This is a genomic window from Pseudomonas sp. 22082 (assembly GCF_052046055.1).
Taxonomy (GTDB): domain Bacteria; phylum Pseudomonadota; class Gammaproteobacteria; order Pseudomonadales; family Pseudomonadaceae; genus Aquipseudomonas; species Aquipseudomonas pharyngis.
This window is the reverse complement of sequence record NZ_JBQEQB010000036.1, coordinates 1-12458: the sequence shown is the minus strand read 5'-3', so window position 1 is coordinate 12458 and position 12458 is coordinate 1. Positions and strand designations below refer to the sequence as shown.

Genomic DNA, 12458 nt, shown 5'->3' with positions numbered 1-12458 from the left:
CGCAACAAACAGCAGTAGGCGAAAAAACTAGAGAATGTAAGGAGAGGGAAAATGTTCGAACTCGTAGACAACATCCCCGCAAGCCCGGTAATCAAAGTTATCGGTGTTGGCGGTGGCGGCGGCAACGCTGTCAATCACATGGTCAAGAGCAACATCGAAGGCGTGGAATTCATCTGCGCCAACACCGATGCTCAAGCGCTGAAAAACATCGGCGCGCGCACCATTCTGCAATTGGGTACCGGCGTGACCAAAGGCCTGGGCGCCGGCGCCAACCCGGAAGTCGGCCGTCAGGCTGCGCTGGAAGATCGCGAGCGCATCGCTGAAGTGCTGGCCGGCACCAACATGGTGTTCATCACCACCGGCATGGGCGGCGGTACCGGTACCGGTGCGGCGCCGATCATCGCCGAAGTGGCCAAGGAAATGGGCATCCTGACCGTTGCGGTCGTGACCCGTCCGTTCCCGTTCGAAGGCCGCAAGCGTATGCAGATCGCCGACGAAGGCATCCGCATGCTCTCGGAAAGCGTCGACTCGCTGATCACCATTCCGAATGAAAAACTGCTGACCATCCTCGGCAAGGACGCAAGCCTCTTGTCGGCTTTCGCCAAGGCTGACGATGTACTGGCCGGTGCCGTTCGCGGTATCTCCGACATCATCAAGCGTCCGGGCATGATCAACGTCGACTTCGCCGACGTACGTACCGTGATGAGCGAAATGGGCATGGCGATGATGGGCACTGGCTGCGCCAGCGGTCCGAACCGTGCACGTGAAGCGACCGAAGCAGCCATTCGCAACCCGCTGCTGGAAGACGTGAACCTGCAAGGCGCACGCGGCATCCTGGTGAACATCACTGCCGGTCCTGACCTGTCCCTGGGTGAGTACTCCGACGTGGGTTCGATCATCGAAGCGTTCGCTTCCGAGCACGCGATGGTCAAGGTCGGTACCGTTATCGATCCGGACATGCGCGACGAACTGCATGTGACTGTGGTTGCCACCGGTCTGGGCGCGAAAATCGAGAAGCCTGTGAAGGTCATCGACAACACCGTTCACACCTCGATGGCGGCTGCTCAGGTACAGCAACCGGCACCCGCTCGTCAGGAGCAGCCAGCGGTGAATTACCGTGACCTGGACCGTCCGACCGTCATGCGCAACCAGGCTCAGGCCGGTGCTGCGACTGCCGCGAAGATGAATCCGCAAGATGACCTGGACTACCTGGACATCCCGGCTTTCCTGCGTCGTCAGGCCGATTGATGAAATGTATCAGGGGTATTCAGGTGATTGGTGTTCAGCAAAGGCTCGGTCTGCTATCATCGCCAGCCTTTGTTGATACCAGTTCGCAATTTGCGCTGAAGCGGCCCATGCCATGATTAAACAACGCACACTGAAAAATATTATCCGTGCCACCGGTGTAGGTCTGCACTCCGGGGAGAAGGTTTACCTGACCCTCAAGCCTGCACCTGTCGACACCGGGATCGTCTTTCGTCGTGCCGATCTCGATCCGGTTGTCGAGATACCGGCTCGCGCGGCCAACGTCGGCGAGACAACCATGTCGACGACGCTGGTCAACGGTGACGTGAAGGTAGACACGGTGGAGCACCTGCTCTCGGCCATGGCTGGCCTGGGCATCGATAACGCCTACGTCGAGCTCTCCGCGTCTGAAGTCCCGATCATGGATGGCAGCGCAGGACCTTTCGTATTCCTGATTCAATCGGCTGGCCTAGAAGAACAGGACGCCGCCAAGAAATTCATCCGCATCCTGCGTGAAGTGACAGTGGAAGACGGCGACAAGCGCGCCACTTTCGTCCCTTTCGAAGGGTTCAAGGTGAGCTTCGAGATCGATTTCGATCACCCGGTTTTCCGGGACCGCACCCAAAGTGCAAGCGTGGATTTTTCCAGCACTTCGTTCGTAAAAGAAGTCAGCCGCGCCCGTACTTTCGGTTTCATGAGTGACATCGAGTACCTGCGCAAGCACAACCTCGCACTCGGCGGCAGCGTGGAAAACGCGATCGTGGTCGATGCCGATGGCGTACTGAACGAAGACGGCCTTCGCTACGAAGACGAATTCGTGAAGCACAAGATCCTCGACGCGATTGGCGACCTGTACCTGCTGGGCAACAGCCTGATTGGTGAGTTCAAGGGCTTCAAGTCCGGCCACGCACTGAACAACCAGCTGCTGCGCAAGTTGATTGAGCAGAAAGATGCCTGGGAAGTCGTGACGTTCGAAGACGCCAGCACTGCACCAATCTCTTACATGCGCCCGGTTGCGGCGGTGTAAGTAAAAAACCTCTCTAGTTTTTTGAAGGCCACCTTTCGGTGGCCTTTTTTTATGCCCGCAGGTTTTGCATTGGCTGTACCGGCCTCATCGCTGGCAAGCCAGCGATGAGGCCAGAAAGGCCAAAACACCCATCAAGCGACGACGACCCGGTTTCGCCCACCTTCCTTGGCCTGATACAACGCCTTGTCCGCCGCGAACAACAGCTGCTCCAGACTGATTTCGCTCGTCGCCGTCCAGGTACTGATACCGACGCTCACGGTCATCGGTGACTGGTCTTGATTCAGGCTCGGCAATTGCTCCACCGCTGCACGAATGTGTTCGGCGATCTGCTGCGCCCCGGCACTGTCGGTTTCCGCGAGGATCACCGAAAACTCCTCACCGCCATACCGCGCCACCAGATCCGCCGGACGCCGCACATTGGCGGTGATCACCCTGGCCAGTTCACGCAACGCCTGATCTCCGGCCTGATGCCCGTGGCGGTCATTGAAGGTCTTGAAGTGGTCGGCGTCGATCATCAGCAATGAAAGCGGCTTGCCCGAGCGCTGGGCGCGGAACCACTCGTGGCGCAGTGACTGATCGAGCATCCGCCGGTTGGCGACCCCGGTCAGGGCATCAGTTGCGGCGAGTTGTGCCAGTTCATGTTCGGCCCGCTGACGCAGGCGCAGCTCCCTGGCCAGCAGCCAGGTCAGCCACAGAAGACCGGCACATAACACGCCGGTAGCGCCGCTGATCAGGATCGCCGTGCGTCGCCACGCGCCGAACACTTCCTCGCTGGACAGGGCAACGATTACCGTCAGCGGCAGATTGCCGACCCGCGAATAGGTGTACAGCCGTTGCTGATAATCCATGCTCGAAATGCTGTTGAAACTGCCATTGCCGTTGTTGTCGCGCAGAATCCGCACCACATTGGGCCGGGCGGCAAAGCTCTTGCCGATCGAGTCGCTCTGCAGATAAGGCTTCTGCGCCAGCAGGATGCCGTCGTTGTTGATGATGTTTAGAGTGCTGTCGATGCCGATGTCGAGGCTGTTGAACAACTGATCGAAGTAATCGAGCTTCATCGACGCCACGGCCACGCCCAGAAACTCAGCGGTGTCTGAAGAAATGCGCCGACTGAAACTGATCCGCCACTGGTTCGCGTCATCGCAGTCGCAGCGGGGTTTGAACGGACGGCTGATGAACATGCCGGTGTCGCGGTTGAAGGCGTGGGCGAGGAAGTAGTCACGGTCGGCGAAATTGCCCGGCAGCGGATCGACCCGCGAGGAGTCGGCAATCACCTCGCCATACTTGTCGAGCAACAGGATGTCGCCCTTGAAGCGCGCCGTGGTGGAGCGGTCGAACAACGCCAGATGGCGGATCTGCGGCGACACGTCTTTCAGGTCGTCACGCTGGGCGGCGGCGATCAGCCCTTGCAGCGTCAGGTCATACAGCTCGACGGTGCGCAGCACGTCGGCATCGATCAGCTGGGCGATGGTGGTGGCGCCACGGGTGGCCGATTCCTGGGCGTTGGCGCGTTCACGGATCAGCAGGAACGTGACGATGCAGACAATCGCGATCACGCTCAGCAGGCTGCCTGAGATCAACAGCAGCTCGGAGCGTCCGGTCGTGCCGGAAACGGTAGGGGTGCGGCTCGCGATCATGGTCCGGTTTTCGGTTGGGGATTCTTCTAAGCGTAGTTGTACCCGCTCGCTGCCACAGGCAAGAAAAAGGCCAGCGCGTCAGGCTGGCCTTTTATCGCAGTGCCGATCTTAGAAGACGTTGATCGGGTAGTCGATGATCACACGGTATTCATCGGTGTCCGTATCGATTGCGCCGTAACCGTTGCCGCCGCGGTTGGTCGCCCATTGCAGGCATACCGCCAGGTCTTTGGCCTGGCCGCTCTGCACCACGTATTTGAGGTCGATGTCGCGCTCCCAGTGTTTGGCGTTGCGGCCTTCGGCGCTGTACCACGAGGCGTAACCCTTGCTGTCCGGATCGGCCTTGGTCAGGTCCAGCGTACCGCGTGAGTAAGACAGCGACGAGGTCAGCCCCGGCAGGCCGACGCCGGCGAAGTCGTAGGCGTACTTGAGTTTCCAAGAGCGTTCGTTCGGGCCGTTGAAGTCCGAGTACTGCTGCGAGTTGTCGAGGTAGACGCTATCACCCTGGCTGATGTAATCGAACGGCGTATTGCCGTTGACCCGCTGATACGCGGCGGTAACGCTGTGGCTGCCGATGCCCACGGTGAAATGCAGGCTGTAGGTGTTGTTGTCGATGTTGCCCAGCAGCGCGTCGCCGGTGTCCTGGGTGTGATAGAAGTGCAGGCCCGGGTTGAGGGTCACCCGATCATTCAGCGCCCAGGTGTAGTCGAGGTCGTAGTAGTACTGGTTCCAGATGTCCTTCAGCTCGGAGGCATACAGGCTGCTGGTCAGGCCTTCGACACCGCTCCAGGCCACGCCGGCCCAGTTCAGGTGCTGGCTCTTGTCGCCGTCGGCGAGGGTGCCGTAAGAAGTGCCGATGCGTTTGTGCCCGCTCTGGTTGTAGGGTTTGGTAAAACTGGCCTGACCACCTTCGATCATCCAGCCCTCGAAGCTGTGATTGGTCAGGCTGAGGCCGCGAAAGGTCTGCGGCAGCATGCGCGTCTCGCCACCGGCGATCACCGGGTTGGCAAGGAACAGGTCGCCGGCCTTCAACTCGGTATCGAACGCCCGCATTTTCAGGGTGGCGCCCGCCGTGGAGAACGACCCCGGCGCTTTGCCGCTGCCGTCACTGACCGGCAGGATGCTGGAGTTGTCCGTTCCGCCACCACCGTCGAGTTTCAGACCGAGCATGGCGTGGGCATCGAGGCCGAAGCCGACCGTGCCTTCGGTGTAGCCCGACTCGAATTTGCCGAGGAACCCCTGGCCCCACTCGATGTTGTCGTCCGCCTGCTGCAGACGGTTGCGGTTCATGTAGTAGTTGCGGGCATTGAGGTTCAGGCTCGAGCCTTCGACGAAACCTTGCTGCTCGGCTTCGGCAGCGTGGGCGGCGGGGGCAATCGTTGCGGCAATTGCAATGAACAGTGGGGTGAAACGAACTGGGTAACGCACGTGCGGTAAAGCTCCTTGGGTCAACTGACACTTCAATGTCATGAGGTGCGGGATGTTTCCAGTTGTTAAAGACGTACCAGACAGCTTTCAGACCACAACGAAAAAAGGCCGCTGAAAATCAGCGGCCTGCAAGGACGACGGTTGAACGGGAAGAGCCAAACAACCGCGTCGAGGGAAACGTTGCGCGGTGCGCGACTCAGCTGTCTTTCTCGGAGGCTTGAGCCTGAGAATTTAAGGCCTGCGGGGCTTGCGTAGCGTCCTGAGCCTTGGCCATCACTTCTGCCTGATGCTGTTCGAATGCTTGAGCGCGAGCGGCGTTTTGCGCTACGAACGTCTGGGATTCTTCAGCCATCGCCATCGGCGACAGGATCAATGAGGACAAAACGAAAGCGCTGGCAATACCCATACTGTTGGACATCTTGAAAACCTTCTTGCTTGGCAAGTGCTGTTTGGTGCGGGCAAAGATAAGGTTGCCGGGCGTTGGGAAACAGCGTGATTTTCATAAATGACTGTTACGGCATAAGCAAAGATCAGCGGGGGGAGGTCGTTTCCGGGCTCGGCTTGAGAGGGACGCGGAGCGTCCCGGGCGGCGTTCCCACGCAGAGCGTGGGGAACGATGAGGGGTGGGGTCAGACCGGCAAATGAATCCCGAAGGTATTCATCCCACGATCACTGCGCACAAACACATCCCCACCATGCATCAGCGCAATCGCCTTGACGATCGCCAGCCCCAATCCGTGGTTGTTGCCGCTGTTGCTGCGCGACGCATCGACCCGGTAGAAGCGCTCGAACAAGCGCGGCAAATGCTCGCTGGCAATCGGCGCGCCGGGGTTGGCCACGCCGATGCTGACCTGATGTTCCTCGACCGTGATATGCACCTCGATCACCTGTCCCGGCGCGGTATGTTGCACTGCGTTGCTCAACAGATTGATCAAGGCCCGGCGCAGATGAGCAATCTCGATCTGCACCTGCGCATCGCCGCTTACCCGAACCTGGACCTGCGCATCCTCAAGGATGAAATCGAGGTATTCGAGAGTAGTCGCCACTTCATCGGCCAACGAAGTCGACGTCAGTTTGGTGGCCTTGCTGCCCTGATCGGCGCTGGCCAGGAACAGCATGTCGTTGATGATCGAACGCAGGCGTTCCAGCTCTTCGAGGTTGGATTGCAGCACTTCGAAATAATGCTCGGCCGAGCGCCCGCGAGTCAGGGCGACCTGGGTCTGGCCGATCAGGTTGGTCAGCGGCGAGCGCAGTTCATGGGCGACGTCGGCGTTGAAGGATTCGAGACGTGAATAGGCTTGCTCAACCCGCTCCAGCGTCGAGTTGAACGAGTCGACGAACTGCTCCAGTTCCGGCGGTAACGGCGACAGTCGCAGACGCCCGGCCCGCAACGGCGGTGCCAGCCGCTGGGCTTCGTGGGACAGTTTGATCAGCGGTTTGAGGCCGATTCGCGCCACCCAGTAACCCAACGCCGAAGCCAGTAGCACGCCGATCACCGCCAGACTCACCAGCGCGATCAGCAACTGATGCTGGGTCTGGTGAAAGGTCTCGGTGTCGATGCCGATCATGAAGCGCAGCGGCGGGCGTTGATCCTTGGCCGGCAGTTCGGTGAGCAGCACTTTCAGCGGATAGGGATGGTCGGGCAGCTGCAGGTCGCGCATGCCCAGCGGGCCTTGGGCAAACGCGCGGATCGAGACATCGGGCTCGCCGAATTCATAGCCCGGATTGCCGCTGACCACCCAGAACCGGATGCGCTTGTCTTCTTCGCCGAGCAGCTTGAGCTTGGCGTTGATCTTCACCCAGTGCTCGGGGGTGCCATAGCGGTTGAGCGCCGATTCGAGCACGCTGTAACGTGCGTCCAGTTCCGCTTCCGGCAGCAGGCCCAGGCCTTTGTCCACTTGTTGATACAGCGCGCCGCCGATCAACAGGAACACCAGCAGCGCCACCAGCGTGAACATCCCGCTCAAGCGCAGCGCGATAGAGTTACTGGACACCACGGCTCTCCAGCACATAACCCATGCCCCGGATGGTGTGCAGCAGTTTCTCGTCGAACGGCCCGTCGAGCTTGGCGCGCAGGCGCTTGATCGCGACTTCGACCACGTTGGCGTCGCTGTCGAAATTGATGTCCCAGACCATCTCGGCAATCGCGGTTTTCGAGAGGATTTCGCCCTGACGCCGGGCCAGCACGCTGAGCAGGGAAAACTCCTTCGCCGTCAGATCCAGCCGCGTCCCGGCGCGGGTGGCCTTGCGGCTGATCAGATCGATCCACAGATCGGCGATGCTCACTTGCACCGGTTCATGGCCGCCACTGCGCCGGGTCAGCGCTTGCAGGCGCGCCACCAGTTCGAGGAAGGAGAACGGTTTGCCGAGGTAATCGTCGGCGCCATCGCGCAGGCCGCGGATTCGGTCTTCGACCCGTTCGCGGGCGGTGAGCATGATCACCGGCGTCTGCTTGCGCGCACGCAGCGCGCGCAATACGCCAAAGCCATCGAGGCCCGGCAGCATCACGTCGAGGACGATCACCGCGTAGTCGCTTTCCAGCGCCAGATGCAGGCCCTCGACGCCGTCGCGGGCCCGATCCACGGTGTAACCCTGTTCCGTCAGGCCGCGGTGCAGGTAGTCCGCGGTTTTCTCTTCGTCTTCGATAATCAGAACGCGCATGACCCGCCTCAGTCTGTCGTTGCCAGCGCCGCAATGGGCGCAGGTTTGGGCTTGTGGAACAGCCGCTCGAGCCACAAGTATATGACCGGCGTGGTGAACAACGTCAGCATCTGGCTGACCAGCAGACCACCCACAACGGCGATCCCCAGCGGCTGGCGCAGTTCCGCGCCGGTGCCGTAACCGAGCATCAGCGGCAGGGCGCCGAGCAGCGCGGCGAGGGTGGTCATGATGATCGGCCGGAAGCGGGTGATACACGCTTCGAAAATCGCATCCTGCGGCGACAGCCCGCGATGACGCTGCGCCTCCAGGGCGAAGTCGATCATCAGGATGCCGTTCTTCTTCACGATACCGATCAGCAGCACCAGCCCGATCAGCGCCATGATCGAAAAGTCCTGGCCACAGATCCACAGCATGATCACCGCGCCGAGACCCGCCGCTGGCAAGGTTGAGATGATCGTCAGCGGATGGACGAAGCTCTCGTAGAGCACGCCGAGAATGATGTACACCGCCACCAGCGCCGCGAGAATCAGCCACGGCTGACTTTTCAGCGAACTCTGGAACGCCTGGGCCGCGCCCTGAAAGTTGCCGCTGATGGCGGTCGGCATGCCGATCTCGGCCTTGGCCTGATTCAGCAGGATCACCGCGTCGCCCAGTGCCACACCGGGCGCCAGGTTGAACGATAGGTTGGCGGCCGGGAACATGCCGTCGTGGGCGATGGACAGCGGGCCGATGGTCGGCGCGTCGAATCGGGCCAGTGCTGACAGCGGCACCATCTCTCCGCTCAGCGGCGAGCGCAGGTAGAAATAGTTGAGGCTTTCGGCCTTGCCGCGCTGTCTGGTGTCCAGTTCCAGGATCACGTTGTACTGGTTGACCTGGGTCTGGAACTCGTTGATCTGCCGCTGGCCGAAGGCGTCGTACAGCGCCTCGTCGACATCACTCGCGGTCAGGCCGAAACGCGCGGCGGCGCTGCGGTCGATGCTGATATGGGTGATGCTGCCGCCCAATTGCAGGTCGTTGGAAATGTCACGGAACGCCGGGATGCTGCGCAGTTTCTCGGTGAGTTTCTGGGTCCAGGTGGCGAGGGTCGGCCCGTCGTTGCTCTTGAGCACGTATTGATATTGCGCACGGCTCGGGCCGGAACTGAGGTTGATGTCCTGGCCGGCGCGCAGGTAAAGCACGATGCCGGGAACTTTCATCAGTTGCGGACGAATGCGGTCGATGAACTGGCTGGCCGAAACATCGCGATCGCCGCGTTTTTTCAGGGCGATCCAGAAGCGGCCGTTGGCGATGGTCTGGTTGCTGCCGGACACGCCGACCGAGTGGGAAAACGCCTGTACGGCCGGGTCGGCGGCGACGATTTCGGCCATCGCCAGGTGTTTTTTCACCATGTCGCTGTAGGAAATATCGGCGGCGGCTTCGGTGGTGCCGAGGACGAAACCGGTGTCCTGCACCGGGAAGAAACCCTTGGGGATAAACACGTAGCCGCCAATCGCCAGTGCGACGGAAATGCCGAACACGCCGATCATCAGCTTCTGGTGGGCGAGGGCGCGGCGCAGGCCTTTTTCGTACCAGCCGAGCAGGCGTGCGCTGAAGCCCGGTTTGTCATGGGGGTGATGCACCGGTTTGCGCATGAACAGCGCCGCCAGCGTCGGCGCCAACGTCAGCGATACCACCACGGAAATCATGATGGTCGAGGTGGCCGTCAGGGCGAATTCCTTGAACAAGCGCCCGACCACGCCGCCCATGAACAGCAGCGGAATGAACGCCGCCACCAGCGAGAAACTGATCGAGACCACGGTGAAACCGATCTCGCCGGCGCCCTTGATCGCGGCGTCGCGCATGCTGTCGCCGGCCTCCAGATGACGGTGGATGTTCTCCACCACCACGATGGCATCGTCGACCACGAAGCCCACGGCCACCACAATGGCCACGAGGGTCAGGTTGTTCAGGCTGAAACCGAGCAAATACATCAATGCGAAACTGGCCGTCAGCGACACGCCGAGCACCGCCGAGACAATCATCGTCGCCGACAGTTGGCGCAGAAACAGCGCCATGACCGCCACCACCAGCAGGATCGCGATCAGCAGGGTGATTTCCACCTCATGCAGCGAGGCGCGGATGGTCTGGGTGCGGTCGATCAGGGTTTTGACCTGCACCGAGGCCGGCAGCATGGCTTCGAGGCCGGGCAGGGCGGCTTGAATCCGGTCGACGGTTTCGACGATGTTGGCGCCGGGCTGGCGCGAGATCACCAGATTGACCCCCGGTCGATCGCCGGCCCAGGCTTGCACGTAGGCATCTTCCGAACCGTTGACGACTTTGGCGACATCCTTGAGGTGAACCGGGGCGCCGTCCTTGTAGGAAACGATGAGCTGGCTGTATTCCTCGGGGTGGAACAACTGGTCGTTGGTCGACAACGTGGAAATGCTCGAGTCGCCATACAGCGCGCCTTTGGCGAGGTTGAGGCTGGTCTGCTGGATCGCCACACGAATGTCGGCGAGGGTCAGGCCGATGGCCGCCAGTTTGTCCGCCGAGGCCTGCACGCGGATTGCCGGACGTTGCTGACCGGTGATGTTGATCTGGCCTACGCCGTCGATTTGACTGATCTGACGCGCGAGCAGGGTTTCCACCAGGTCGCTGAGCTCGGTGCCGGGCATTTGCGTGGAGCTGACGCTGAGGATCAGCACCGGGCTGTCGGCCGGGTTGACCTTCTTCCAGGTCGGCAGGGTCGGCATGTCTTTCGGCAGTTTGCCGGCGGCGGTGTTGATCGCGGCCTGCACTTCCTGGGCGGCGGTGTCGATGCTCTTGTCGAGGGTGAATTGCAGGGTCAGCAGGGTCGAGCCCAGCGCACTGCTGGAGGTCATCTGGGTCATGCCGGGGATGGCGCTGAATTGCACCTCCAGCGGCGTGGCCACGGACGAAGCCATGGTGTCGGGGCTGGCGCCGGGTAGTTGGGCGGAGACCTGGATCGTCGGAAATTCCGCTTCCGGTAGTGGGGCAATCGGCAGGCGCGGGAAGGCAATCACCCCGACCAGTACCAGCGCGATGGTCAGCAGAATCGTCGCCACCGGGTGATCGATGCACCAGGTCGAAACGCCTTTGTGCTGCTTCATGGCTTGGGCTCCGCTTGCACCACCTGCGGCGGTTCGCTCATGACCTGCACGGTCGAACCGGGCTTGAGCCGCGACTGGCCATCACTGACCAGCACGTCGCCGGGCTTCACGCCCTTGATGATGTCCTGACCGCTGCCCTGATAAACCATCTGCACCTGCACCGCTTCAACCTTGTCGCCGTTGACCCGATAAACGAAGTGTTGGTCGAGACCGCGCTGTACGACGGTGGGCGGGACCACCAGCGCATCTTTATCCAGCGCTGTCTGAATCTTTACCGTCACCAGCAGGCCCGGCCAGAGTTTCTGGTTGGGGTTGTCGAACTCGGCCTTGGCGCGGATGGTGCCGGTGTTGGCGTTGATCTGATTGTCGATCAGGGTCAGGTGACCTTCGCCGAGCAGGTTGCCGGTTTCGCCATCGGTGTCGGCGCCGATGTAGGCCTTGACCAGTGCGCGCTGCGGGTCGCTGATCAGGCCTTGCAGGGTCGGCAGCATTTGCTGGGGCAGGGAGAACTCGACGGCGATCGGGTCGATCTGGGTCACGGTGAACAGACCCTGGGTGTCGGTCATGCGCAGGAAGTTGCCTTCGTCGACCGTGCGAATCCCGACGCGGCCGGTGACCGGGGAACGAATCTGGGTGTAGGAAAGTTGTACCTGTGCCGCGTCAATCGAGGCCTGGTTGCCTTGGGCGGTGGCCTTGAGCTGGTTGACCAGTGCCTGTTGCTGGTCGTAGGTCTGCTTGGAGACGCCGTCGTCGACGCTGAGCAGTTTGTAGCGTTTGAGGTTGACCAACGCGACTTGCAGTTGCGCCTGGCTTTCGCCAAGTTGCGCCCGGGCCTGGTCGAGGCTGGCGCGGATCGAGCGGTCGTCGATGGTGGCGAGCAGGTCGCCCTGTTTCACCAGTTGGCCCTCTTTGACCAAAAGCTTGGTGAGGATGCCGTCGATCTGTGGGCGCACCACGACGCTGTGCAGTGAGAGGACCGAGCCGATGCCGCTGGTGTAGCGGGGGACGTCTTTTTCGCTGACGGCGACGACCCTGACCGGGATGGCGGTGGGGGCTGCCAGTTTGGCCGGGGCGGGTTTGTATGCGTACCACAGACCTGCGGCTGCGAGGGCGATCAACAGGGTGGCGAGCAGGGCCTTTTTCTTCTGGATTTGCATGCTTGTGGGGCGCCAGGGGGACGGGGTTTGGGCAGGTTTTGTCTTTATAAACTTGTTTGGGGGTCAGGAGGGTGACGGCTAACTGACGGCGCTGTCAGTTTCGGCTTTTGACTTGGCGGCCTTTGGGCCGACCATTCTGGGGATTTATCGAGTACATATCCGTTTCTTCGGGTGCGCCCGCTGGCGGTTTCGCCCT

At 61.2% G+C, this 12458-nt stretch carries 9 protein-coding genes; 2 read left to right on the top strand and 7 right to left on the bottom strand.

The window, feature by feature from the left end; genetic code table 11:
* The first annotated feature begins 51 nt into the window (after positions 1-51).
* On the top strand, positions 52-1248 hold the full coding sequence (gene ftsZ / locus ACTJK9_RS28275) for a cell division protein FtsZ (protein WP_007956754.1): 1197 nt from the start codon (positions 52-54) through the stop codon (positions 1246-1248).
* Between the two features lie 112 nt (positions 1249-1360).
* Positions 1361-2272: a UDP-3-O-acyl-N-acetylglucosamine deacetylase gene (gene lpxC, locus ACTJK9_RS28270; protein ID WP_007956752.1), complete on the top strand. Its 912-nt coding sequence runs from the start codon at positions 1361-1363 to the stop codon at positions 2270-2272.
* Positions 2273-2403: 131 nt separating this feature from the next.
* Here lpxC and ACTJK9_RS28265 read toward each other — a convergent pair whose 3' ends face one another.
* The 7 genes from ACTJK9_RS28265 to ACTJK9_RS28235 all read right to left on the bottom strand — a co-directional run bounded on the left by ACTJK9_RS28265 (position 2404) and on the right by ACTJK9_RS28235 (position 12262).
* On the bottom strand, positions 2404-3909 hold the full coding sequence (locus ACTJK9_RS28265; RefSeq protein WP_440817632.1) for a sensor domain-containing diguanylate cyclase: 1506 nt from the start codon (positions 3907-3909) through the stop codon (positions 2404-2406).
* A 108-nt stretch (positions 3910-4017) separates the two neighbouring features.
* Positions 4018-5334: an OprD family porin gene (locus ACTJK9_RS28260; protein WP_440817629.1), complete on the bottom strand. Its 1317-nt coding sequence runs from the start codon at positions 5332-5334 to the stop codon at positions 4018-4020.
* 196 nt (positions 5335-5530) lie between these two features.
* Positions 5531-5752 carry a hypothetical protein gene (locus ACTJK9_RS28255; RefSeq protein WP_440817626.1) on the bottom strand — a complete coding sequence of 74 codons (222 nt, stop codon included), beginning with the start codon at positions 5750-5752 and terminating at the stop codon, positions 5531-5533.
* Positions 5753-5963: 211 nt separating this feature from the next.
* Positions 5964-7328, bottom strand: coding sequence for a heavy metal sensor histidine kinase (locus tag ACTJK9_RS28250; protein WP_221398070.1), 1365 nt, complete (start codon positions 7326-7328; stop codon positions 5964-5966).
* On the bottom strand, positions 7318-7995 hold the full coding sequence (locus ACTJK9_RS28245) for a heavy metal response regulator transcription factor (RefSeq protein WP_011335857.1): 678 nt from the start codon (positions 7993-7995) through the stop codon (positions 7318-7320). Before ACTJK9_RS28245 ends, ACTJK9_RS28250 begins: the two co-directional genes overlap by 11 nt.
* Positions 7996-8003: 8 nt before the next feature.
* Positions 8004-11105 (bottom strand): multidrug efflux RND transporter permease subunit, encoded by a 3102-nt coding sequence (locus ACTJK9_RS28240; RefSeq protein ID WP_440817624.1) that lies wholly within the window; start codon positions 11103-11105, stop codon positions 8004-8006.
* Complete coding sequence (locus ACTJK9_RS28235) at positions 11102-12262, bottom strand: efflux RND transporter periplasmic adaptor subunit (protein ID WP_074691007.1); 1161 nt, start codon at positions 12260-12262, stop codon at positions 11102-11104. The genes ACTJK9_RS28240 and ACTJK9_RS28235 overlap by 4 nt, the downstream gene beginning before the upstream one ends.
* Between the last annotated feature and the right edge of the window lie 196 nt (positions 12263-12458).

Coding starts and splice junctions, on each gene's coding strand:
- ftsZ (WP_007956754.1), top strand. CDS start 52: ATGTTCGAACTCGTAGACAACATCCCCGCAAGCCCGGTAATCAAAGTT.
- lpxC (WP_007956752.1), top strand. CDS start 1,361: ATGATTAAACAACGCACACTGAAAAATATTATCCGTGCCACCGGTGTA.
- ACTJK9_RS28265 (WP_440817632.1), bottom strand. CDS start 3,909: ATGATCGCGAGCCGCACCCCTACCGTTTCCGGCACGACCGGACGCTCC.
- ACTJK9_RS28255 (WP_440817626.1), bottom strand. CDS start 5,752: ATGTCCAACAGTATGGGTATTGCCAGCGCTTTCGTTTTGTCCTCATTG.
- ACTJK9_RS28245 (WP_011335857.1), bottom strand. CDS start 7,995: ATGCGCGTTCTGATTATCGAAGACGAAGAGAAAACCGCGGACTACCTG.
- ACTJK9_RS28240 (WP_440817624.1), bottom strand. CDS start 11,105: ATGAAGCAGCACAAAGGCGTTTCGACCTGGTGCATCGATCACCCGGTG.
- ACTJK9_RS28235 (WP_074691007.1), bottom strand. CDS start 12,262: ATGCAAATCCAGAAGAAAAAGGCCCTGCTCGCCACCCTGTTGATCGCC.